This window comes from Cupriavidus cauae (assembly GCF_008632125.1).
Lineage (GTDB): Bacteria > Pseudomonadota > Gammaproteobacteria > Burkholderiales > Burkholderiaceae > Cupriavidus > Cupriavidus cauae.
Genome location: NZ_VWRN01000046.1, coordinates 1 through 23579 on the forward strand (window position 1 = coordinate 1; position 23579 = coordinate 23579).

At 70.1% G+C, this 23579-nt stretch carries 21 protein-coding genes; 12 read left to right on the forward strand and 9 right to left on the reverse strand.

Annotated features, from left to right (window positions below; all coding sequences use genetic code 11):
• Nucleotides 1-1256: rhodanese-like domain-containing protein (locus F1599_RS17865; RefSeq protein ID WP_150084001.1), on the reverse strand; the 1256-nt coding region annotated here is incomplete at its 3' end.
• Nucleotides 1257-1402: 146 nt separating this feature from the next.
• Nucleotides 1403-2002, reverse strand: coding sequence for a cysteine dioxygenase family protein (locus F1599_RS17870; RefSeq protein ID WP_149318761.1), 600 nt, complete (start codon nt 2000-2002; stop codon nt 1403-1405).
• Nucleotides 2003-2111: 109 nt separating this feature from the next.
• Here F1599_RS17870 and F1599_RS17875 point away from each other — a divergent pair, with 109 nt between their 5' ends.
• The 4 genes from F1599_RS17875 (at nt 2112) to F1599_RS17890 (ending at nt 6966) form a co-directional block, all read left to right on the forward strand.
• Nucleotides 2112-3011: a LysR substrate-binding domain-containing protein gene (locus tag F1599_RS17875; RefSeq protein WP_149318760.1), complete on the forward strand. Its 900-nt coding sequence runs from the start codon at nt 2112-2114 to the stop codon at nt 3009-3011.
• A gap of 275 nt (nt 3012-3286) precedes the next feature.
• Nucleotides 3287-4618: a uracil-xanthine permease family protein gene (locus tag F1599_RS17880; protein WP_150084002.1), complete on the forward strand. Its 1332-nt coding sequence runs from the start codon at nt 3287-3289 to the stop codon at nt 4616-4618.
• A gap of 138 nt (nt 4619-4756) precedes the next feature.
• Complete coding sequence (locus tag F1599_RS17885; RefSeq protein ID WP_395896321.1) at nt 4757-6256, forward strand: amidohydrolase family protein; 1500 nt, start codon at nt 4757-4759, stop codon at nt 6254-6256.
• Nucleotides 6256-6966 carry a sulfite exporter TauE/SafE family protein gene (locus F1599_RS17890; protein ID WP_395896342.1) on the forward strand — a complete coding sequence of 237 codons (711 nt, stop codon included), beginning with the start codon at nt 6256-6258 and terminating at the stop codon, nt 6964-6966. The genes F1599_RS17885 and F1599_RS17890 overlap by 1 nt, the downstream gene beginning before the upstream one ends.
• Here the strand turns inward: F1599_RS17890 and F1599_RS17895 are convergent.
• Together F1599_RS17895 and F1599_RS17900 are read right to left on the reverse strand one after the other, a co-directional pair.
• The gene (locus F1599_RS17895; protein ID WP_150084004.1) at nt 6952-8067 is read right to left on the reverse strand and encodes a LacI family DNA-binding transcriptional regulator; all 1116 of its coding nucleotides are present in this window, start codon (nt 8065-8067) and stop codon (nt 6952-6954) included. The genes F1599_RS17890 and F1599_RS17895 overlap by 15 nt on opposite strands.
• Before the next feature lie 207 nt (nt 8068-8274).
• Nucleotides 8275-9096 (reverse strand): class I SAM-dependent methyltransferase, encoded by an 822-nt coding sequence (locus tag F1599_RS17900; RefSeq protein WP_149318756.1) that lies wholly within the window; start codon nt 9094-9096, stop codon nt 8275-8277.
• A gap of 343 nt (nt 9097-9439) precedes the next feature.
• Between F1599_RS17900 and F1599_RS17905 the strand changes: the two genes are divergently transcribed.
• Complete coding sequence (locus F1599_RS17905) at nt 9440-9793, forward strand: hypothetical protein (protein WP_150084005.1); 354 nt, start codon at nt 9440-9442, stop codon at nt 9791-9793.
• A gap of 34 nt (nt 9794-9827) precedes the next feature.
• Here F1599_RS17905 and F1599_RS17910 read toward each other — a convergent pair whose 3' ends face one another.
• A complete protein-coding gene (locus F1599_RS17910; RefSeq protein WP_150084006.1) occupies nt 9828-11042 on the reverse strand; it encodes an NAD(P)/FAD-dependent oxidoreductase in 1215 nt (404 codons plus the stop codon).
• Between the two features lie 225 nt (nt 11043-11267).
• Nucleotides 11268-12710 carry a MocR-like pyridoxine biosynthesis transcription factor PdxR gene (gene pdxR / locus F1599_RS17915; RefSeq protein ID WP_150084007.1) on the reverse strand — a complete coding sequence of 481 codons (1443 nt, stop codon included), beginning with the start codon at nt 12708-12710 and terminating at the stop codon, nt 11268-11270.
• 370 nt (nt 12711-13080) lie between these two features.
• Between pdxR and F1599_RS17920 the strand changes: the two genes are divergently transcribed.
• Complete coding sequence (locus F1599_RS17920) at nt 13081-13839, forward strand: NADPH-dependent F420 reductase (protein ID WP_223819737.1); 759 nt, start codon at nt 13081-13083, stop codon at nt 13837-13839.
• A gap of 10 nt (nt 13840-13849) precedes the next feature.
• On the opposite strand, the gene F1599_RS17925 is transcribed toward F1599_RS17920, so the two are convergent.
• Complete coding sequence (locus F1599_RS17925; protein WP_150084008.1) at nt 13850-14794, reverse strand: hypothetical protein; 945 nt, start codon at nt 14792-14794, stop codon at nt 13850-13852.
• A 108-nt stretch (nt 14795-14902) separates the two neighbouring features.
• Between F1599_RS17925 and F1599_RS17930 the strand changes: the two genes are divergently transcribed.
• The 5 genes from F1599_RS17930 to F1599_RS17950 all read left to right on the forward strand — a co-directional run bounded on the left by F1599_RS17930 (nt 14903) and on the right by F1599_RS17950 (nt 19753).
• Nucleotides 14903-15157: a hypothetical protein gene (locus F1599_RS17930; RefSeq protein WP_150084009.1), complete on the forward strand. Its 255-nt coding sequence runs from the start codon at nt 14903-14905 to the stop codon at nt 15155-15157.
• Between the two features lie 77 nt (nt 15158-15234).
• Nucleotides 15235-16101: a DUF3348 domain-containing protein gene (locus F1599_RS17935; protein WP_150084010.1), complete on the forward strand. Its 867-nt coding sequence runs from the start codon at nt 15235-15237 to the stop codon at nt 16099-16101.
• Between the two features lie 10 nt (nt 16102-16111).
• Nucleotides 16112-18391, forward strand: a complete 2280-nt coding sequence (locus F1599_RS17940) for a DUF802 domain-containing protein (RefSeq protein WP_150084011.1) — start codon at nt 16112-16114, stop codon at nt 18389-18391.
• Complete coding sequence (locus tag F1599_RS17945; RefSeq protein WP_150084012.1) at nt 18388-19035, forward strand: OmpA family protein; 648 nt, start codon at nt 18388-18390, stop codon at nt 19033-19035. The genes F1599_RS17940 and F1599_RS17945 overlap by 4 nt, the downstream gene beginning before the upstream one ends.
• Entirely contained in the window at nt 19028-19753 is a 726-nt protein-coding gene (locus F1599_RS17950) for a DUF2894 domain-containing protein (RefSeq protein WP_223819731.1), read from the forward strand. Before F1599_RS17945 ends, F1599_RS17950 begins: the two co-directional genes overlap by 8 nt.
• A 12-nt stretch (nt 19754-19765) precedes the next feature.
• Here F1599_RS17950 and F1599_RS17955 read toward each other — a convergent pair whose 3' ends face one another.
• Both F1599_RS17955 and pedF read right to left on the reverse strand, forming a co-directional pair.
• Nucleotides 19766-20683, reverse strand: coding sequence for a substrate-binding periplasmic protein (locus tag F1599_RS17955; RefSeq protein WP_223819732.1), 918 nt, complete (start codon nt 20681-20683; stop codon nt 19766-19768).
• 77 nt (nt 20684-20760) lie between these two features.
• Nucleotides 20761-21246, reverse strand: a complete 486-nt coding sequence (gene pedF, locus F1599_RS17960) for a cytochrome c-550 PedF (RefSeq protein WP_149318743.1) — start codon at nt 21244-21246, stop codon at nt 20761-20763.
• A gap of 289 nt (nt 21247-21535) precedes the next feature.
• Here pedF and F1599_RS17965 point away from each other — a divergent pair, with 289 nt between their 5' ends.
• Nucleotides 21536-23557: a sigma-54-dependent Fis family transcriptional regulator gene (locus tag F1599_RS17965; protein WP_150084013.1), complete on the forward strand. Its 2022-nt coding sequence runs from the start codon at nt 21536-21538 to the stop codon at nt 23555-23557.
• The last annotated feature ends 22 nt before the right edge of the window (nt 23558-23579 follow it).

A 23579-nucleotide genomic window follows, 5' to 3' on the forward strand; every position in this document is an offset into this window, starting at 1 on the left:
CGGGCCAGGCGCGCCGCATCGACGGTCGGCAGCGCGGGCAGCGCGGCGGTGGCGGGGGCCGCCAGCCCGGTCAACGCCAGGCCGCTGCGCAAGCCGTCCGCCAGCACATGGGCGTCGTGCCCCAGCTGCCGCAGCCAGCTCGCCACCACCGGCGCGCGCACGCCGTCGTCATCGAACAGCACCAGCCGCGCGCCGCGCACGCCGACGTATTGATCGGTGGCCTGGATCAGCTGGCCGCCGGGCGTGTGTTGCGCGCCGGGCAGCGTGCCGCGCGCGAATTCCTCCGGCGTGCGCACGTCGCACAGGAACAGCGTGCGCGTGGTGTCGCGGGCCCAGCCCTGCACGGTCGCGGCGTCGACGGTGGCCACGCCGTGGCGCTCGGCCAGCCGCGCCGCCGCTGCGCGCATCGGTTCGAGCGCGCTGGTGTCCGTCTTCTCGGGATAGTGCCGGTCGTTGCCGTGCTCGAGCTGGTAATCGGCCAGATACCAGCCCTGCGTGCCGTTCTCCAGCGCGTAGACCGGATTGGGGATGCCCAGGTTGATCAGCGTCTGCGCGCCGATGATGCTGCGCGTGCGTCCCGCGCAATTGATCACGATCGGCGTGTCGTCGTCGGGCACCAGGTCGCGCAGCCGGTAGGCCAGCTCGCCGTTCGGGCAGCAGATCGCGCCCGGGATATTCATCTTGCGGTATTCGGACAGCGGCCGGCCGTCGAGCACCACCAGCTTGTCGCCGCGGGCCTGCATCGCATGCAGCTGCTCGGCGCCGATGCGGGGCGTATGCAGCTTGTGCTCGACCAGCTCGCCGAAGGTCTTCGATGGCACGTTGACGCCGGCGAACAGCGCATAGCCTGCCGCGGCCCAGGCCGCGGTGCCGCCGTGCAGCACGTGCACGTTGGTGTAGCCAGCGGCGCGCAGCGCGGCGGCGGCCGGCACGGCGACGCTCTCGTCATGGTCGTAGACCACCACGCGCACATCGCGGCGCGGCACCAGGCGGCCGATCTCGAGCTCGAGGCGGCTGTAGGGCAGCGGCACGGCGAGGAACAGATGCGATTCGCCGTACTGGCCATGCTCGCGCACATCCAGCAGGGCGATCTCGGCGCCGTCGTGCAGCCAGGCCTTCAAGGTCCGGGCATCGACGTAATCGGCCGCGCGATCGGTGGCGCGATCAGTGGCGCGAGCGGTGACGGCATGGGTCGCGGAAGCTGGAATGGAATCGGGCTTGGAAGCGGGATTGAAATCGGTCACGGAATCGGTCATCGGCTCACGGGCCGCCCAGGGCGGCCGGAATTCGGGCAAAACGCTCCCCTGGCCGAGGACAGCCATGCGTGGCAAGGGGAGGGGGAATGGGTCGGAGGTGGGCCGCCGTCGATACGCCGTCGCGGATCGAGGACGGCCGCGGGAGGTCAGCGGCGCGTCTGCACGCCGACCGACATCACCTGGTAGCGGCCGGTCTCGAGGTCGAACGCAATGCGCTCCTTCAGCGTTTCCAGCGCGCGGCCGTACATGTGCAGATGGCGGATGATCTGCTCGCCCTGGATCTCGACCGAGTGGATGTCGTCGGGCATCAGCGCGATGCCTTCGCCGGGGCCGACGCGAACGGTATCGATCTGCTCGAGCTGGCCGATGCCGGGCTGCGAGCCGTCATCGAGGCGGCGATAGACGTAGTTCTGTTCCTCGCCCTCAACTGCGGCGATGCAGGCCCAGGTCGTGTGGTTATGCGGCGGAATCCGCTTGCCCGGGCGCATCACGTTCAGATACAGCGCGTAGCGCTGGTCCGGGTCTTCGGTGATCAGATAGCGGGCTTGGCGCTCGCCGGCCTCGGGCGGCGCGAAATCGGCCTCGCTCCACCATTCGCGGTGCGACGCCAGGTCCTTGACCACGGCCAGCACCCGGTCCAGCGCCTCGCGCGTCAGCGCCTTGTTTTCAACAATATCCTTAATGCTTTGCATGGCGCCCTGGACGGCTGCGGTGCGGGCTTCGGCGCGCGCGGGAGCGAGACTCATCGAAAAACTCCTGAAAGATACCGGTCTGGAGCCACACTGTACTGAACGCGATTGGGCCGAACAACTTAGAATATTGCGCAATCATATAAGCATCTCTTATATATCGTTCATGCGCCATCTCGACCTCGAACTGCTGCGGACGCTGGTCGCCATCGCCGAGCACACCACCTTTGCGGCCGCGGCCGACGCGACCCACAAGACCCAGTCCGCCGTCACCCAGCAGATGCAGCGGCTGGAGGAGCAGGTCGGGCTGCCGCTGTTCGACAAGCAGGGCCGCAGCAAGCGGCTGTCGCCGCATGGGCAGAAGCTGCTCGAATACGCCAAGCACATGCTGGCGATCAACGACGAGGCGCTGCGCGCGCTGCGCGAAGGCAATCTGGAAGGCGCGCTGCGGATCGGCGCGCCGCACGACATCGCCGACACCATGCTGCCCCCGCTGCTGGCGCATATCGCGCGCAGCTCGCCGAAGCTGCAGCTCGAAATCCACGTGGGGCGCAGCCCCTTCCTGATGGAGTCGCTGCGCCGGGGCGAGATCGACCTGACGCTGTCGACGCGCAGCGATCCGGCGCTGGAAGGCGTGGTGCTGCGGACCTCGCCGACCGTATGGATCTGCGCGGCCGACTACGTGCACGACATCTCGCGGCCGGTGCCGCTGATCCTGGCCGACGAGCCCAGCCTGTTCCGCCGGCTGGCGCTGGAGGCGCTGGAACTGGCGCAGGTGCCGTGGCGGCCGGGCTATCTGGCGCCGAACCTGATCGGCATCAAGGCCGCGATCCGGGCCGGCCTGGGCGTGACCGCGCGCAGCATCGAGCTGCTCGGGCCCGATATGCGCGTGCTGGGCGAGAACGACGGCATGCCCCGCCTGCCCGATGTCGCGTACTACCTGTGGATGCGTCCGGACGTGATCAATCCGGCCACGCGGCAGGTCTACGAGATGCTCAAGTCCACGCTGGGACTGAATGCCACGCTGGGACTGAATGCGAGCGCGGCCGGACCTTCGCCGGCCTGATTCTGTCGCGCATTCCCGTCACGACCTTCGCCGGCCCGCAGCGCAGGGCAACACAACCGATACCGCTGGTTTCGAACGCCCGCTTGCATGGCCGCGGGCCTTCGCATAGACTAACCAAAACGTTTTGGTTACGCGGTTTTTTATCATTCAGCGGCGAAATACGCACAGACGGGCGCATAGACGCATAGACGCATAGAGGCATGAAGGCAGCGGCGCGGCTCACCGATCGCGCCACTCGCCAACACACGCCGCTGCCACCCAAGGAGGAGATCCCCATGACCCAACCCGCTCCCGCGGCCGTCGACGAGGTATTGCCATGGCGGCGGCTGTTCGCCTTCGGCATGCAGCATGTGCTGGTAATGGCCGCATCGCCGATTGCGTCCGTGTTCCTGATGAGCAAGGCGCTCAATTTTCCGGCCGCGCTGGCGATGCAGCTGCTCAGCGCGACCTTCGTGATCTGCGGCCTGGGCACCTTGCTGCAATCGTTCGGGCCCAAGGGCATCGGCGCCCGGCTGCCGTTCATCATGCTGCCCGGCGGCGCGCCGATCGTGCTGTTCATCCTGATCGCGCAGCAGACCGATGTGCAGACGGCGGCCGGCGCGGTGATCCTGACCGGCGTCTTCTATTTCCTCGTGCTGCCGGTGTTTCGGCGCTGCCTGCGCTATTTCCCCGCGGCGGTGGTCGGCACCATGCTGCTGCTGGTGGCGATCAATCTGGCGCAGGTCTCGGGCAAGCTGATCGCCGGGCAGCCCGGTACGCCGGGCTTCGGCGCGCCGATGAACCTGCTGCTGGCGTTCGCGACGATCGCCTTCACCGTGCTGTTCTCGCGCGTGCTGACCGGCATGCTGGGGCAGCTGGCCATCCTGCTCGGGCTGCTGGGCGGGGCGCTGGTGGCGGTCGGAATCGGCGCCTTCCACAGCGAGCATCTGTCGCTGTGGCCGGTGCTGGCGCTGCCGTCCGCGTTGCCGTTCGGCATGCCGAAGTTCGACCTGATCGCGGCGATTCCGCTGATGGTGTTCTCGATCGTGTCGATGGTGGAGGCGACCGGCCAGACCATCGCGATCGGCGATGCGGTCGGCAAGCCGATCGACGAGCAGCGCGACGTGCCGCGCACGATTCGCGGCGACGCCTTGACGTCGCTGCTCGGCGGGCTGTTCGGCACCTCGCTGATCATCACCAGCGGCGAGAACATCGGCATCGTGCGGGCGACCGGCGTGCGCTCGCGCTTCGTCACCGCGGTATCGGGCGGCATCCTGGTGGTGTTCGGGCTGCTGGCGCCGGTGTCGTCGCTGATCGCCGCGATTCCGGAGGCCGTGGTCGGCGGCACCGGGCTGATCGTGTTCTGCATCGTCGGCACCATGGGCATCGACATGCTGCGCAAGGTGGACCTGCGCGACCACGCCAACATGTACATCGTCGCGGTGGCGCTGGCGGTCGGGCTGCTGCCGATCCTGGTGCCGGGCATCTATGCCAGCGTGCCGGCCAACATCCGCATCCTGGTCGGCAACGGCGTGGCGATGGGCGCGATCACGGCGGCGCTGATGAACTTCCTGTTCTTCCATACCGGGCTGCGGCGCGGCATGGAGAAGGTGCCGGTCGCGCATTGAGTCGCGCATTGAGTCGCGCATTGAGTCGCGCCTTGTAGTCCGCAGGTTTTTTACCCCTCTCCCGCAAGCGGGAGAGGGAGCAGTCATCCGCTTATCTGGCCATGCCGCCGCCTGCATGCGCCGCAACTCGTAGAACGTATGTCGCTTTCTTCCTCCGCTTTCCCCGCTCCCTTCACTGATCGCTTCACCGATCCGTCCGCCGATCCAGACCGCGCCGGGCTGCGCCCCGCGTCCTTCGACCGCCCGCAGATGCTGCTGCCCGAATGGACCCTGCTGCGCGACGGCATCGTGCGCGACCACGCGATCGTGGTGCAGGACGGCCGCTTCGCCGCAGTCGGCCCGGCCGCGCAGATCGCCGCGCAATTCCCGCATCTGCCCACGCTGTCGTTGCCGCGCATGCTGCTGATGCCGGGCATGATCGATACCCATCATCATCTGACGCAATCGTTCGGCAAGTCGCTGGTGTTCGGCGAGCCCTCGGAGATTTTCCGGCGCGTGTGGGTGCCGCTGGAGGGCAGCCTGACCGAGACGCATCTGTACCTGTCGTCGAAGCTCGCCGCGCTCGAGGCGCTGCGCGGCGGCTTCACGACGGTGTGCGATGCCGGCACGCGTGCCGATGCGGGGCTGGAGGCGATCGCGCAGGCGGTCGGCGAGGCCGGCGTGCGCTGCGTGCTGGGCCTGATCTGCAACGATCGCCCCGGCGGCCAGACCCTCGACGCCGCGCCGATCCTGCGCCGCGCCGAGCGCCATCTGGCGATGTACGACGATCATCCGCTGGTGGTGCCGTCGCTGGCGATCTCGATTCCCGAGGTGGCCAGCGACACGATGCTGCGCGACGTCTATCGGCTGTGCGAGGAAGCGGGCCGCGTCTTCCAGACGCACGCCAACGAACATCTGGTCGCCGTGGAGCGTTCGCTCAATGCGCGCCGCCAGCGGCCGATCGAGCATCTGGAGGCGGTCGGCGCGCTGGGCCCGGCCGCGCTGCTGGCGCACGCGACGCTGGTGACGCCGCACGAGATCCGCCTGCTGGCCGAGCGCGGCGCGGCGGTGGCCTACAACCCCGTCGCCAGCGCCTGGAAGGGCAATGCGGTGGCGCCGGCCGAGACCATGGCGACCTTTGGCGTGCGCCTGGGGCTGGGCACCGACGGCACCCGCAGCGACGGCTTCCGCCTGCTCGACTATGCCGAGGCGGCGCAGCGCTTCGCCTTCGGCATCGGCGTCGGCGACTCGTCCTGCGGCGCCGGCTGGCGCTGGCTCGACATGGCGACGCACGACGGCGCCGATGCTGCCGGCCTGGGCAACGTCACCGGCGAGATCGCGGCCGGCAAGCAGGCCGACTTCCTGCTGGTCGATTGCGATGTACCGGAGATGACGCCGTCGTGGGACCTGAGCTGGGAGCTGGTGCGGCTGGCCAATCGCGACCAGATCCGCGGCGTCTTCGTCGACGGCCGGCTGCGCCTGTGGGACGGCTGGCCGCTGGACTGGGATGCGCGCGCGCTGATGCGCGAGATCCGCCAGATGGCCGAGCAGACCATCGCCAACGCGCCGATCACCAAACTGCACGATCCGGCCGACGTTCACCGCGCCGCCAATCGTGCGTCGCGTCCCAAGGCGGCGAAGGGCGGGGCGCAGGCATGATGTTCGATACGACGATGCTGAGCGTCTGGCTCGCCGTGTTCGCCGGCGCGCTGGTCCAGGGCACCACCGGCATGGGCTTCGCGCTGATCGTGGTGCCGGTGCTCGCGCTGGCCGCGCCGGCGATGCTGCCCGGTTCGCTGCTGATCGCGATGCTGCCGCTGAACGCCTATGTGGCCTGGCGCGAGCGGCATGCGATCGATCTGCGCGGCGCCGGCTGGATCAGCGCCGGACGGCTGGCCGGTACCTTCGGCGGCCTGTGGGTGCTGGTGGCGGTGCCGATGGCCTGGCTCAATGCGCTGGTCGGCGGCAGCACGATCCTGGCGGCCGTGGTGTCGCTGATTGCGCCGGCATTCACGCCCGGCAAGATGACCTTCGCCTCGACCGGCCTGATCACCGGCGTGACCGAGACCGCCACCGGCGTCGGCGGCCCGCCGCTCGCGCTGGCCTACCAGCATGCGCCGGTGGCCACGCTGCGCGCGACCGTGGCGCTGTGCTTCCTGGTGGGCGAGATCATCTCGCTGATCGTGCTGGCGGTGGGCAAGCGGCTGGACGCGCCGCAGTGGCACTACGCGCTCGGCATGCTGCCGGTGCTGGGCGCCGGCATGCTGGCCAGCCATCTGGTGCACCGGCGCATCAACCAGCGCATGCTGCGGATCGGCGTGCTGGTGTTCGCGCTGGTATCGGGACTGGTGGTGCTAGTTCGGGGCTGACGTCGCGGGCCTGGCGGACGTCACCGAGGCCGCGGAGGTCGCCGACGTAGCGGACGTAGCGGACGTAGCCGACGATTCGCGCGGCACCAGCTCGGGCAGCGGCGCCGCCACGGACGCACGTTCGCGCCCGCCCGAGATATGCTCGAACAGCAGTTCGACGGCCAGCGACGCGACCCGTTCGAGATGCAGATTGACCGCGGTGATCGGCGGCTGGTGGCTGCGCGCGCGAATGCCATCGTAGCGGGTCACCACCATCAGGTCCTGCGGCACCCGCTTGCCGAGCGATTGCGCATGCGCGATCGCGCCGACCGCGAAGGCATCGACCGGCGCGCATAGCGAATCGATGTCCGGCTGCTCGCGCAGCAGTGCCGCGCAGGCGGCGGCGCCACCCGCTTCGCCTTCGCTCTCCTGCGCGGTGACGATATGGCAGGGCAGGCCCGCCGCGGCCACGAAGGCGCGATAGGCGCGCTCGGTCTCCACATAGGACTGGCGCGGCGTCGCGCCGATCAGCAGGCCGATGCGGCGCCGGCCCTGCGCATGCAGATGCTCGAGCAGCAGCCGCGCGGTGTATTCGGATTGCAGATCGACGAAGGGCACCGGGTCTTCGGTTCCCGGCTCGCGGCCGATCGACACGATGCTGACGCCGCGCTGGCGCAGCAGCGCGATATGCGCGTCGTTGGCGACCGGCTCGATGACGATCGCGCCATCGATGTCCAGGCTGTCCAGCAGCCCGCCCGCGCCCTCCAGCGGCGGCACCAGCACGACGCCAAGGCCGCGGCCCAGCGCCGCTTCGGCGGCGATTGCCGCCACTTCCATCATGAAGCCCAGCCGCGAGGTGCCGCCCGCCACCGCGAACGGCATCGACGACACCAGCGCGATGCTGTTGGCGCGGCCCGAGCGCAGCCGCTGCGCGCGCACGCTGGGCCGATAGCCAAGCTGCTGGGCGATCTGCTTGACCCGAGCGCGCGTGGCCGGATCGACCACGCCGCGATCGTTCAGCGCATGCGATACCGTCGTCAGCGAGACGCCGGCCTCGCGGGCCACGTCATGGATGGTGATGCGTCGGTGCGGGGCGGATGCGCTCGGCCTCGGGTCTTTCATGCGTTGTCGGTGACGGAGCAGGGTAGCGGTGAAATGCCGCGCGGGAAGCGACGTCGCGGCGATCGCCTCGACGATGCGCGCGTTCGCGCCGCCTTCGATCGGCGCGGTGGCAAGCATACACCAGCGATCGCGCCGCGCCGCGCCGCCATGCCGCCATCATGCAGCCCGCGCCGTCATGCAGCCCGCGCCATCATGCAGAGCGCGCCATCATGCGGTCACCGCGATCACATGCGCCGATATCCGGCCCTCGATCGGTCCTTCGCCGAACTGGCTGCGCAGCGCGGCCTCGCAATAGTCGGTGGCGCGTTGCATGGCATCGCCGCCGCGCGCTTCGAACTCGGCGCGCATCGGCGTCGCCTGGCAGAAGCCGACCGCCGGCACGCGCGCCGACTCGGCCTGGCTGCGCTTGCCTACCGTGTCGAAGCTGGGTGCCGAGGCAAAGCCGCCCGCGCGCAGGTCGCGCTCGATGGCGTCGCGCTGGTGGTAGCCGTGCGGGGTCCGGGCCATGAAGTCCGGCGGCGAGTCGGGAAAGCACTCGGCCAGCGCGCGTGACACCGCGTTGGCGAAGTCGTTCTCCTCGATGCGGTCCCAGACATTGAACAGGAACGCACCGCCGGGCCGCAGTACGCGGCGCGTTTCGGCGAAGGCCCTGGCCTTGTCCGGGAAGAACATCACGCCGAACTGGCACACCACCAGATCGAAGCTGCCATCGTCGAACGGCAATTGCATCGCATCGGCCTGGCGCCATTCGGCCACGCGGCCGCGGAGGCCGGCCGCCTCGGCACGCGCCAGCATCGGCGCGTTCAGGTCGGTGACGACGAGTTCGGCCTCGTCGGGCAGCACCCTGGCCATCGCGCGCGTGACCACGCCGGTGCCGGCGGCGATCTCGAGCACGCGGGAAGGGCGCCGCTCGCCCACGCGGCGGGCCAGGTCGTCGGCATAGGGCTGGAAGATCATCGGCACGAGATATTGCTCGTACAGCTCGGGAATCGGGCCGGTGAACAGCTTGTCGGCATTCGGTGTGGTCATGGCGGTCTCCTGGCAGGCTGCGGGGGCAGGGCGCCCGCCGCTTCAGTTGGCCTGCCAGTCCATGCTAGACGGCGATCACGGCCGGGGCGGCTCGCCTGCGGGACCTTCCGGCGAAATGCGCAGGCGGCGCGGCTTCCCCGAGGCGGGCGCGCGGCACGCGACCCAGATCTGTGCTTTTGTGCTCGCTTTGTTCGTTCTCGGGCGCGAGGCAACGCGCGGGACTTTGGCTGCCTGACCCGGCTGCATACGATCCGGCGCATCGCCATGCCGAGTGGCTGAGCGATCGGCGCACAGCGTCGTTCCAACCATCGTTCCACCAATCCATTTGCTCAGGAGCCTGATCTTGCAGACCAACCGTACTCCGCTGCTTCCGCCTCACCTTGCCGTCAACCTTGCCACGCTTGACCTTGAGGACGATCACCATGATGGCTACGGCTTGTTTCGCGAAACGCGCATCGCCATCGACACCGATGCAGGGCGGGATGGCGCCCGCCTCCATTGGTGCCTCGCGCATCCCAAACTGGCCGGCGGGCTGGTCGGTACCGTCGCCTTCGGCGTGGTCGCCGGCGCGAGCGGCATCACCTTCGCCGCCACGCATGACTGGCTCGCCGCGGCCGCCGTATTTGGGCTCGGCAACACCCTGATGGGCTGCGCGGGGAGTTGCATCCTGAACTACATATCGCGGTCGAACGGATGAGCGGACGCCGCCCGCCAACGCGGCGCCCTGACGGCTACCCGGCCTTTGGGTGATACCCCGGCTCCGCCATCTCGAACGCCGTTCCCCGGTGCGCCGGCGGCGGATAAATCCACTGCCGATTGATCTGCCGCTTCAGCGCCTTGGCTTCCGCACCGGCGAGCTGGACGTCGCGCTGCCACCCTTGGGTCAGTACCGCACCCCACGGACCGAGGTCCAGGCAGGTGACATAGCGCGGCTGGGCATACGGCGTCGCCGGGACGCCCAGCAGATCCGCCATCGCGTTGTTGCCGGCGACCCGGCCAAGCGGCATCGCATGCTGGCAGGACATCAGCGTGCGGTGGCCCGCTTCATCGGTCAGGGCGCTCGCGGCATCGCCGGCGACGAACACGCTCGGGACGCCCGGCACGCGCAGGTCGCGATCGACCAGCAGCCGTCCGGCGCGGTCGCGCTCGGCGGGGATCTGCTGCGTCAGCGGTGTCGCCGTGACGCCGCCGGTCCAGATGACGGTGGCGGCATCGATCCGCTTGCCGTCACTGAGCGTGATGCCGTGGGCGTCGACCGCCGTTACCGCCACGCCCAGCCGGCGTTGCACCCCCAGCGCGTCGAGCGCCTGCTCGATGACGGGACGCGGCCCGGGTCCGAGATCGGGACCGATGGCATCCGCCTGCTCCACGACTATCACGTGTACTTCGCTGTCGTCGCCGAGCGCGGCACGCAGGCGCGCCGGCATCTCCGCGGCGGTCTCGATGCCGGTGAAGCCGCCGCCGGCCACCACCACCGTATTGCGCGCCGTCGACCACGGCCGCTCGGCCAGCGCGGACAGATGCCGCTCCAGTGCGACCGCGTCTTCGCGCTGATCGACGCTGAAGGCAAACCGGGACAGGCCGGGCAGCGCCGGCATCGCCAGACGGCTGCCGGCGGCGAGCACCATCCGGTCGTAGCGAATTTCGCTGTACCGGCCTTCGCCATCGCGCAGCGCGACGCGGCCGGCGGCGGTGTCGATGGTGTCGGCCCAGCCGGCGATGAAGCGGACGCCGACGGTGTCGAACAGCGCATCGAGCGGCGCCGCCATGCGCGCCGGCGCGCTCTCATAGAGACGCGGCCGCAGCGTGATGGCGGCTTCGGGCGCCACCACCACGATCTCGATGGCATCCGGCGCGACGCCGTGGCGATCGCGCAGTCTGGCGGCGGCCAGCGCCGCATACATGCCGGCAAAGCCGGCTCCGACGATAACGACTTGCTTGTTCATGACACCCCACGATTGGCAACGACGGAGGATCCGTCCGGATCGACAGGTGGGGATGGTAGGAGGCGGGGGCCGGCGGGAACAGTACCAAGATCTGAGCAAATGCAGGCACCATCGAATGCCTGCACATCGCGCGACCGGCTACGGTATCGGCGCACGGCATCGCCGCAGCGTGCTGCAGCAGGCTGTTACGGGGTTCTGCTGACTGCCAGGGACTGCTGCGAGGGCTCAGCGCATCTCGGCCAGCAATGCCATCAACGTGTCGCAGGCCGGCTCCAGCCGCGCCTCGCTCAGATTGGTGACGCCGAGCAGCAGGCCGCGCTGCTGCGGGTGCCGCCCGGGGTCGGCATACCAGCGCGAGACGGAGGAGGGCGCGATGCCGCGCCGCACCGCTTCGGCCGCGATCGCCCGATCGTCGCAGTGGGGCGGCAGCCGAAGCCGCACGGCCAGCCCGGCCATCGCATCGACGTCCGCCTGCGGGCCCGGACGGGAGTCCAGGAGGGTCCGCAGAAGGCCGCGCAGCGCATCGCGCCGCTGTGCATACAGCGCCTTCATATGCCGCAGATGGCGCAGATAGTGGCCCTCGGCCATGAACTCGGCAAACGCCAGCTGTGTCGCCAGGTTCGGCGCGGGAGCCAGGCAGCCGGCCACCTCGGCGAAGCGTTCCGCCAGCGGCAGCGGCGCCACCACGAAGCCCAGCCCCAGCGCCGGGCTCATGGTCTTGCTGAACGTCCCGATATGGATCACGCGGCCGTGCCGATCGGTCGCCGCCAAGGCCGGTGCCGCGCGGCCCTGCAATTGCAGTTCGCTCAGATAGTCGTCCTCGACGATCCACGCCTGCGCGCGGGCGGCCCAGCGCAGCAGCGCCTGGCGCCGTGCCGGCGACAGCGGCACGCCCGTCGGCGCCTGCTGCCCGGGCGTGACCACGGCGAGCGCCGCCTCGGGCGCCAGCGCGAGGCCGCGTTCGACATCGAGCCCGTGCGCGTCCACCGGGATCGGCACCGCGCGCAGCCCGGCCAGTTGCAGGCCGGTCCGCGTGACCATATAGCCCGGCTCTTCGATCCAGGCGGTGCGGCCGGCGAGTTGCAGCGCGGCCAGCGTCAGCCCCAGCCCGCCGCGATAGCCGGCGGTCAGCACGATCTGGTCAGGCACGCAATGGATGCCGCGCGCGATCGCCAGATAGCTGGCCAGTTGCGAGCGCAGCGCCGCCGCGCCGCGCGGATCGGGATAGGTGACCGGCGACATCGCGCCGGTACGCAGCGCCCGCGCCCGCAGCCGGGACCACAGCTTGGCCGGGAACGCGTCCTGCGCCGGCACGCCCATCTCGAACGGCAGCGGGGGCGCGGAAAAGTCGTGAAGGAGGCCGCTCAGCGGCGCGTTCAGCGCCGGCGCCGGCGCGGCTGCGGACTCGGTTCGCGCCGGCTGGGCGGCGACGCGGGTACCGGCCGCTCCGGCCGCGACCACCAGCCGCTCGTCGATCAGCCGTTCATAGGCGCTGCGGACGGTGCCGCGGCCCACGCCAAGCCGGGCCGCGAGATCGCGCCACGAGGGCAGCCGCGCGCCGGGCGCCAGCCGCCCGGCGCGGATCGCCAGGCGCAGATTGCCGGCGATCTGCGCGCTCAGGGGTTCGGATGACAAACGGTCGAGGCTGACGTCGAGACTGGAGTCCATGCGGGAAAAATCGATCGGCGTTGCATCGCCGGCTGGCGGGACAAGGCGGCGTTGGACAGGCATTCTAAGCCGCAGCGCTGGCGGCAACGGCATGGAGGCCACCGGCAATTTGACCTAGAGTGGCCACAGTAGCCGCGGTCAGGGCAGCGTTCACGCCGCTCTTCCCGCCACCGCTTGCCGCTTGGAGGACATTGCCATGGACCGCCCGTTATTGCGTCGGCTTCCGCGCCTGCTGCGGACGCGCTTGCCGGCACAGTTGCCGATCCATTTGCCGACTCGGTTGGCGCCCCCATTGAGGCCATCGAATCCATTGCCGCTGCCGCAGCGCCCGGATGCGCACCGGCGGCGGCTGCTGGCAGTCGGTGGCGCGATGCTGCTGCCGGCCGCATGGCCCGGCCTCGCCTCGGCGCAATCCGCTTCACCTTCGCCTTCGCCTTCGCCTTCGCCGCAGCAGTCGGTGCCCCGTCCATCGGGCAGCAAGCCGATGCAGATCGGCGTGATCGGCAGCGGCCGGATCGGTGGCACGGTCGGAGGGCTATGGGTCAAGGCCGGCTATCCGGTCTTGTTCTCGTCGCGGCATCCGGAACAGCTCAAGCCGCTGGTCGATGGCCTGGGGCCGCTGGCCCGGGCGGGCACGGTGGCGGAGGCGGTCGCTTTCGGTGACGTGCTGTTCGTTGCCGTGCCCTACGGCGCGCTGCCCGAGATCGGCAAGGCGCATGGCCGCGGGATGGCCGGCAAGGTGGTGCTGGACGCCACCAACGCCTATCGCCATCGCGATGGCGCCGCGGGCGAGGATGCGCTGGCCAACGGCATCGGTCCGACCACGTCGAAATACCTGCCGGGGGCGCGCATCGTGCGCGCCTTCAATTTCACCAGCGCCAGCGATTTTGCGACCCGGCACCATCAGGAACCGCGGATCGCGATACCCATCGCCGGCGACGACCGGGCCGCGCTCGACACCGCCTCCGAACTGGTGCGGGACGCCGGCTTCGAGCCCGTCGTCATCGGTCCGTTGAAGATCGCCGACAGCTTCGCGCCCGGCGGGCCGCTGTTCCGGCAGGTCGGCAGCGCCGAGGAACTGCGGCAGAAGGCGAGGGCCGCAGTGCCGGCGCAGCCTGCCGGGCGCTAGCGCTCGGCGATCACAGCCGATACAGCGACGCTGGCGAGCCCGCCGGCGGGCTCATCAGATTGCGCACGGTGACCTTTGCCAGCAGGTTCGTCCGCGCCGCGTCGCTCAATTGACCGCCGTGGATCAGTGCCATCGCCTTGTCCTGGATACCGGCGGGCGGCTGCGGCCACGACAGCCACTCGGCCAGCCAGGCGGCCTGCAGATCCGCCGGCATCGCTGCCAGCGCTTGCTCCATGGCGCAGACCAACGAAGGGGAAGCGTCCGGGCGCAGCGCGAGATGCGCGGCTTGCTCCAGCAGCCCCGCGCGTGCCGTTGTCCTGCCGGCCACCTGCGGCCGCTCGGCGTCGCCGAGGACCGAGGCGAGACGCCCCCGCAACGTGTCGTCCCGCGGAAGATTCGGGCCGGCGAGGTACCGCGCAATGCTGGCCGCCAGCGTTTCGGCCGACGTGGTGTCGCGCCGGTTGACGAGGCCGCCCGCCCGCTCGACGTCCTGGATCAGGCAGTTGCTCAGCCGGAACTGATGGCTTTCCAGCAGCGTGCCAAGCAGATCGCGCGGATGTGCGCCCGGATCTCGCTGCCTTTCCTGCTCCAGCGCCTGGAATACCGCGTTCAGTCGGAGAATGTCGGGGCGCGGTTCGAGCGCGACGCGCGCTTCGCCGGCGTCGAACTCCAGTAGAGGTAATCCGCGTGCCGCCGCGGGATTGGCGCCGGACTCAAGCGGAAATGGAAGGGAAATGGCCTGCTGGGGCGCGGCGGCGCCCGTCGAAGAGGTGTGCATGGGAGAAGTATGGAGGTGAGCGTTGAGGGAGGAGCCGCGGCGTGCCGGCTGGCGTGCTGCTGCGCCGCCACCGCGGTCCGGCTCGTGTCCGCGACGCGGACCGCGCGATTCTGGCCAGCCCCGCCGCAGCGCGCTTCCGATTTGCGGCGCGGACCGCAGGAAGCGTGCCTCGCTCAAGACGCCATGCCGCCGGCCGCTGCGCTGGGCGACGGTAGAATGCCTGCGCGCCGGACCGTTCCGTCTCAGTAGCCAGATTTCCGCTGACACCGACCAGGGAGGATGACGATGAGCGCCCCAAATCCCCAGCACCCCGACGAGCACCGCCTCGGCGCCTGCGCTTACCTGCTGCACATGCTGCTGCAGCGCGCGGAACAACAGCAGCCCGGCATGCTCGATGCACTGATACGCAGTGTCACGGCAGACCGGGACGGCGCGCAAGCGCAAGGACTGGCCGATCCACGTACGGCCGGCGTCTTCGACGAAGCGCTGCGCATGCTGCAACTGGCGAACGATCAGCTCAGGGCGCAGACCCGACCGTAGCGATCGCGGGCTTACGCCCGCCGCGGCCGAAACGCGCCCCCGGCAGTGTAAACTGCGGGGTTTTTCACTCAGGCGCTATGTTGCAAGTGCCCCCGAGCGCAGCCCCCGGCGGACAGACGCTGATCCGGTTGCTTGCGCACCTGACCGAAGCCCAGGCCCCCGAATCGGCCCCGTCGCTGTCGGGCCAGCTGAGCCAATGGCTGGGCTGGACCGACGCGATCGCCTTGTCGTCGGCGCTCAACGGCAATCCGCCGGCCGTGCCCGCGGCCGGCGCGCGTGCGGCCGTCGGCGACGAAGCCGCCGACAGCGCGCGGGTGCGGGCGATGCTGGTCGACGCCATCCGCGATGATCGGGCCTCGGCCAGGGGGAGGCGCAGTCCGGTCCGGCCCATGCCGGCGGAGGCGCTCGATGCGTCGGCCGATTTTGCGATCTACCGCCAGCGCTACCAGACGCTGCAGCACAGGATGGAGACCGCCATCGGCGATCTGCGCGGCCGCCTGCGCGGGGCGCTGGCCCGGCGTCCCGGCCAGGGCCGGCTCGCCATGCTCGATGCGGTGATGGAACGCGTGATGGGCGCGCGGGAGCAGGCGTTGCTGGCCAACCTGCCGGCCGTGCTCGAGGCGCACTACCTGCGCTTGCGGCAGGCGGAGGAAAACGCGCTGGCCCGGGCGGCGAGCGCCAACACCGCCAATACCGCCAATACCCCCAATACCCCCAATACCGACAATACGGCCGAAGCCACCGAAGCCGCCGAAGCCGCGCAACCCGCCGACACCACTGCAAGGCCCGAGCCGGCCGGCGTGGCGGCGACGGTCACGCCCGGCGCGTGGCGCCGCGTGTTCCGCCGCGATATGGAAGACCTGCTGCTGGCCGAACTGGACCTGCGCTTCCAACCCGTCGAGGGATTGGTCGCGGCCCTTGGCGCCAATCGATCCGGCAGCTAACCAGAACATCATGACCCGATTCCCTATTCAACTTGTTGTGTTCCTGGCGGGCCTGCTGGCTGTCTGCTGGATCGGTGCCGGCTACGCGGGCTCGAATGCGCTGGCGCTCGCCGTGACGCTGCTGATCGGCGGCTTCTATGTCGGCGGCGCCTACGAGCTCCAACGCTATCGCCGCGCGACGGCGAGCCTGACACAGGCCGTCGGCGGCCTGTCCGAGACGCCGGCGACCCTGGGCACCTGGCTCGAACGCATCGATCCGGGCCTGCGGCAAGCGGTACGGCTGCGCGTCGAAGGCGAACGCGTCGCCTTGCCCGGTCCCGCGCTGACCTCCTACTTCGTCGGCCTGCTGGTGCTGCTGGGCATGCTCGGCACCTTTCTCGGCATGGTGGCCACGCTGAAGGGCACCGGCCTGGCGCTGGAAACCGCCACCGATCTGCAGGCCATCCGCGCCTCGCTCGCCGCGCCGGTCAAGGGCCTGGGCTTCGCCTTCGGTACCTCGGTGGCGGGCGTGGCGACCTCGGCCATGCTGGGGCTGCTGTCGGCGCTGTGCCGGCGCGAGCGGATCGACGCCGCGCAGCTGCTGGACGCTCATATCGCGACGACCTTGCGTGTCCATTCGCGGGTCCATCAGCGCGAGGAAGCCTTCAAGCTGATGCAGCGCCAGGCCGAGACGATGCCGGTGCTGGTCGACCGGCTGAACGCGATGATGGCCGCGATGGAGCAGCAGAGCCAGGCACTGACCGAACGGCTCGCCGCCAGCCAGGACGCCTTCCACGGCAAGACCGAAGCGGTGTACACGCGCCTGGCCGCATCGGTCGAGCAATCGCTGAAGGACGGCGTCGCCGAGAGCGCGCGCGCCGCCAGCGCGGCGATCCAGCCGGCGGTGGAAGCCACCATGAGCGGCCTGGCGCGCGAAGCGGCCGGGCTGCGCGACACCGTCACGCAATCGATGCAGCAGCAGCTGGAAGGCCTGGCGTCGCGTTTCGATGCGACCACGACGCAGGTGGCCGGCCTGTGGAGCGAGGCGCTGGCGGAGCACCGGCGTATCAGTGCGGCGCTGGCCGACGGCCTGCGCGGCACGCTCGACGGGTTCACCGCCAACTTCGAGCAGCGCTCGGCGGGATGGCTGGAGCAGGTCGCGCAGCGCATGGACACGGCAGCCGCCGCGACTTCGGCCCGCTGGAACGAAGCACTGTCCGGCCACGAGCGCACCCTCGGCGCGATCGCGAGCGAGAACCAGCAGGCGCTGGCGACCGCCGCCGGCGCCTTCGAACAGAATGCGAGCGCGCTGCTGACCACGGTCGCACAGGCGCAGGCCGAGCTGCGCGCGCAGCTGGCCGCGCAGGACGAGCAGCGGCTCGCCAACTGGAGCGCGACGCTGTCCAGCCACGAGCACGCCATCGGCGCGATCGCCAGCGAGAACCAGCAGGCGCTGGCGACGGCCGCCGGCGCCTTCGAACGGAATGCGAGCGCGCTGCTGACCACGGTCGCGCAGGCGCAGGCCGAACTGCGCGCGCAGCTGGCCGCGCAGGACGAACAGCGTCTCGCCACCTGGAGCGCGAAGCTGGACGGCATTGCCGCGGGGCTGCGCCAGCAATGGGAAGCGACCGGCGCGCAGACCGTGGAGCGGCAGCAGCAGATTTGCGAGACGCTCGAGCGCACCGCGCAGGAAATCACTGCCCAGACGCAGGCGCAGGCAGGCGCCACCATCGCCGAAGTCGCCCGTCTGGCGCAGGTCGCCGGCGAAGCGCCGCGCGTGGCGGCCGACGCCATTGCCGAACTGCGGCGCAAGCTGTCCGATGAAATGGCGCGCGACAACGCGATGCTGGAGGAACGCACCCGCCTGATGGAGAGCCTGTCCACGCTGCTCGAACAGGTCAGCCGGACCTCCACCGCGCAACGCGAGGCGGTCGACACGCTGGTCGGTACCAGCGCGGAACTGCTCGAACGCATCGGCTCGCGCTTCACCGACAAGGTCGAGGCCGAGACCGGCAAGTTGACCGAGGTGGCGGCGCAGGTCACCGGCAGCGCCGTCGAGGTCGCCAGCCTGGGCGAAGCGTTCGGCGTGGCGGTGCAGCTGTTCAGCGAGTCGAACGACAAGCTGATCGCGCATCTGCAGCGCATCGAGACCGCGCTCGACAAGTCGATGGCCCGCAGCGACGAGCAGCTGGCCTACTACGTGGCGCAGGCCCGCGAAGTGGTCGACCTCAGCATGCGCTCGCAGAAGCAGATCCTCGAAGACCTGCAGCAGGTCGCCGGCCAACGCGCACCGGACGCAGAGGCGGCATGAGAGAGGAGATCGACGCCGGCGTCGAGCCGACCGTACCGACCTGGGCCGTCTTCGGCGACCTGATGTCGGTGGTGCTCGGCGCCTTCGTGCTGATTCTGCTGGGCGTGATCGGTATCCAGCTCGAACTCGCCTCGCGGCTGGACAACGAGGTCAAGCAGCGCCAGCAGGAGATGCATCGCCGCGAGAGCCTGGAACAGGCGCTGGCCGGCCCGCTGGCCGCGGGGCGCGTGACGCTGGTGAACGGGCGCATCGGCATCAGCGGCAGCGTGCTGTTCGCGTTGAACTCCGCCGAGCTGCAGCCCGAGGGGCAGGAGGTGCTCAAGAGCCTGGCCGCGCCCTTGAAGGCCTATCTGCGCCATCGCGACGAGATCCTGATGGTCAGCGGCTTCACCGACGACCGGCAGGTGCGCGACGGCAACCGCCAGTTCGCCGACAACTGGGAGTTGTCGGCCCAGCGCGCGCTGACGGTGACGCGCGCGCTGATAGACGCGGGCGTGCCGGCCGCGTCGGTATTCTCCGCCGCCTTCGGCTCGCAGCAGCCGGTGGCCTCGAACAAGGACGCGCAAGGCCGCGCCCGCAACCGCCGCGTCGAGATCGCGCCGATCCCGCGCGTGTCGATGGGAACGGGGAAGTCCGGTGGCTAGCCTCGGCGCCGACGACATGCTGGCGCGCATCGACGCATGGCGCGACAGCGGCGCGGATCGCGTGGATCCGGTCCGCTTTCGCCTGCTGGAGGCACTGGCGCGACGGATGTCCGCCCATCGCGGCGAGGCGCGGCGGCGGCTGGAGGAAAGGCTGGCCGGGCTCGTGCAAGCCTATGAGGACGGGCTCGGCCGCGCAGCAGCCACGGCGACCCAGCCCGAACAAGGTCCGGCGCAACGCCGGCGCATGACAGGGCCGCTGGCGGCACTGGTGCGCCAGCTCAGAGGCGATATCGAGGGGCAGGGCGCCGATCCTGCGGCGATATCCACGGTCACCGCCACCGCCACCACTGCCACCGCGATCGCGTCGCGTCACCCGCCCCAGCCCGACCCGGCGCTGGTCGAATATGTCCGCCAGACATGGACCCGCCTCAGCGCGGAGCGCGCCTGGCGGCAATCGCTCGAACGCGTCCCGGAAAACGCCGGACCGCTGAACTCGAACCACCTGATCCACCGCGCGCTGTCCGCGATGCGCGAGCTGTCGCCCGGCTATCTGCAGCAGTTGCTGTCGTACGTCGATACGCTGTCGCGGCTCGAGCGAATGAACTGCAATAGTGCGCCGGACAGCAAGGGCGCGCCGCCGGTCGGCGGTCAGGCGAAGGCCGTACGCGGCAAGGCACGCCAGTCGCGCGCCAGGCCCGCGGCGCCGCCGAAACCGTAGCGCCTCACCGCATCACGGCGCCACCGGCGTCAGTCCTGCCGCGGTGAAGATCTTCTGCAGTTCGCCGTTGCCGCGCAGCGTATCGACTGCGCGCTGCACCGCGTCGGCCAGTTCCGCGTTGTCCGCCTTTACCGCCATGCCGACCGCCCATCCGCGCGGCGGCAGCAGCGGCGACGAGACCTCGGCCGCCGCGTATTGCGACGCGGTGCGGCCATCGGCCTTGAGGGCGCTCTCGTATTGCGAACGTGTGACCATCGCGGCCGCGATCTCGCCGGCAAACAGCGCGCGCAGCGTGTCGCGCGGCGACGGATAGATGCGGACCTTGTCGCGCAGCGTGCCGCCGGCTCCGGCCAGCAGCGCATTGGCGCCGGCCGAGCCGGCTTCCGCGCCGACGGGCAGACCTGCCAGATCGGCGAGATCGCGGATCTGTGGCAGCCGCGCGGTGTCGTGGACCAGCACGAACTGCTCGCGATAGTACGGCGCGAAGATCGTCGCCTTGTCGTTCTCTCGCATGAAGGCGCGGTCCACCGGCACGTGCAGCATCACGTCGGCCGGCCCATAACCGAGATAGTGGCCGCGCCAGACCATATTGCGCAGGTCGTCGGCCATGTTCTCGTCGGCGTCGAAGGGCAAGAGCGTCAGCGACAGATTCAGCTGGCGGCTCAGCGCTTCGGCGATCGCGACATCGACGCCGGTCGGCTTGCCGTCGACGACATCGGAGAAGGGCGCGAAGGCCTTGTAGACCGCGACCTTCAGCCGCCCGCTTTCGCGGATCCTGGCCAGATCCGCCCAGGCGCCGGCGGACCATGCCAGACCGGCCGACAGCAGCAGCAGGGCGACGACGCGGCGGCGGCGCGCGGCCGGACCGGCGCGCCTCGAAGGCACGGGGGACAGCGGGGAGAGAGGGGACAGCGGGGGCGGCGTGGGCATCGTCGTCTCCTGAATGGAATGGGAGGGCAGCGGATACGGGCGCGCCCGCGCGCGGCGAGCGCCTCGTCGGCGTGCCATCACTGCGGCCGGCGCGATTCCAGATAGGTCTTCAGTGCCCACACGGCTTCCTGCGTCAGCGTCTCGTCGAACGGCGGCATGTAGACGCGGCCGTCGCGCGTGCGGCCGCGGCGCACGGTGGTGGCGAAGTACTGATCGATCTCGCTGTAGCAGCCTTGCTTCTTCTTCGGGTCGGCCAGCGCAGAACAGTCGGAGTCGAGACTGCGCAGGTCCGGCGCGATGCCGCCCGAGATCGCGTCGAGGCCGTGGCAGCGCGCGCAGTTCTGGTTATAGGCGGAGCTGCCGATGCGCAGCGCCTCGTCGTGCGCGGGGCCCGTGCGGTAGGGGTTTTCCTGCTTCCACTCCTTGCCCAGCTGGGGCAACGTGCTGGTGTCGACGGCCTGGGGCGTGACGTCGCCGTGGGCATGGGCGGCGCCCGGCATCGTGGCGGCGGCCAGGCCGGCGCAGAGGGCGAGGGCGGAAAGAAGCGGGCGGAAAGTCGCCATGGGGGTCTCCTGATGTTGTCGGGATCGTTTGCCCCGATCGTCTGCAAGAGCTGTGCCACTCGCGCCAGGCCCAGGAAACGGCGGAAATCGCCACGCGGCGGCGTCCTCGCGTCGCAGCATGGCCGCCGGGGCGCCCTCGAATTCAACACCCTGGCAAGCATTTTGCTCCACAATGCAACAGTGCCCCGGCGGAACACTGCGCACCCCACTGTGCGCAGGTTTCGCCCGGATGCGCCGATCGCCGAAGATCCGGCACCAAGATGCCGGGCAGCCGAACAGGAGACAATCCATGACCCCGCACGAGCCGGAGCCGCACGGCGGCACGCACGCCGACACCATCGCCCAGGCCCATCAGCGATCGCAGTCCTACGGGCTGCGCCCCTACGAGTCGCCGGACTTCGGCCCGGTCGCGCCGGTCGACCTGCGCAGCCAGATCGAGAAGAGCCAGTCGCTGTTCACGCACGCGCTGCCGGTCATGGAGATGCTGTACGACCAGATCGTCAACACCCACAGCATGGTGATCCTGACCGATACGGCCGGCCTGATCCTGCATTCGCTGGGCGATGACGACTTCCTCGAAAAGGCCGACAAGGTCGCGCTGCGTCCCGGCGCGGTGTGGTCCGAGGAGAGCAAGGGCACCAATGCGATCGGCACCGCGCTGACCGAGGGGCTGCCCACGCTAGTCCACGGCGACGAACACTTCCTGCGCGCCAATCATTTCCTGACCTGCTCGTGCTCGCCGATCTTCGATCCCTACGGCAAGACGGTCGGCGCGCTCGACGTGACCGGCGACCATCGGGGCTTTCACAAGCACACCATGGCGCTGGTGCGCATGTCGGCGCAGATGATCGAGAACCATCTGTTCGAGAACGCCTTCCAGGACATGGTGCGCGTGCATTTCCACGCGCGGCAGGAGTTCATCGGCACGATTGCCGAAGGGCTGGCCTCGTTCACGCCGGGCGGGCGCTTCCTGTCGGCCAACCGCAGCGGCCAGTTCCAGCTCGGTTTGTCGGTGGGCGCGTTGCGGGCGCATACGTTTTCGTCGCTGTTCGGGCTGTCGATGGGCCAGCTGTTCGACGCGCTGCGCAGCGCGCCCGGCGGCGTGATGCCGCTGCAGCTGTCGAGCGGCGTCAAGGTCTGGGCCCGGGTCGAAATCACGCGCTCGACGGTGGTGCCTTCCGGCGGGCTGATGCCCGAGGCCCGCGAAACGCCTGCGCCGCGGCGCGGCCGCCTGCCGAACGCCCAGCAGCCCGGCGGCCTGGACGAGCTCGATACCGGCGATCCGCAGATGGCGGCGGTGATCGGCAAGCTGCGCAAGGTCGTGGGCCGGGACATCCCGGTGATGATCTGCGGCGAGACCGGTACCGGCAAGGAGCTGCTGGCGCGCGCGATCCACGCCGAGAGCCAGCGGCAGCAAGGCCCGTTCGTCGCCGTCAATTGCGCGTCGATTCCCGAGACGCTGTTCGAGTCGGAGCTGTTCGGCTACGAGGAGGGCGCGTTTACCGGTGCGCGCAAGAAGGGCGGCATCGGCAAGATGCTGCTGGCCAACGGCGGCACGCTGTTCCTCGACGAGATCGGCGACATGCCACTGCATCTGCAGGTACGGCTGCTGCGGGCGCTGCAGGAGCGTTCCGTGACGCCGCTGGGCAGCAACAAGGTGATCGAGGTCGATTTCGTGCTGATCTGCGCCACCAACCGCAACCTGCGCGAGGAAGTGGCGGCGGGCCGCTTCCGCGAGGACCTGTACTACCGGCTCAATGGCCTGGTGGTGCGGCTGCCGGCGCTGCGCGATCGCACCGACCTCGACGTCGTCGCCAGCAAGGTGCTGGCGCGGCATGGCGGCGCATCGCGGCCGCTGCGGATCGCGGAGCCGGTGATGCGGATGTTCGCGTCCTATCACTGGCCGGGCAATATTCGCCAGCTGGCCAACCTGCTGAACACGGCGCGGCTGATGGCGGAAGACGAGGACGAGATCGACGTAGCGCATCTGCCCGACGATTTCCTCGACGACTGGCGCGAGCGGAACGCGGCGGGCACCGCTACGCCGGCCGCGGCCGCGAGCGGTGCGCGCCCGGCGGCGGTACCGGGCGTGGCGCAGCCTGATTCGGTGCCGCCGCTGCCGCTGCGGCCGACGCGGCTTGCCGACGTCGAAGCGCTGACCATCGTCGCGACCGTCAAGGCGCATCACGGCAATATCTCGGCCGCGGCCAAGGCGCTCGGCATCTCGCGCAATACGGTCTACCGCAAGCTCGGCGAGGCCGAGCGCCTGCTGCAGGCCGATGGGGACGCGGAACCGGGCGAGCCGCACTGACCTGCCCGCGCGCCGGCCAGCG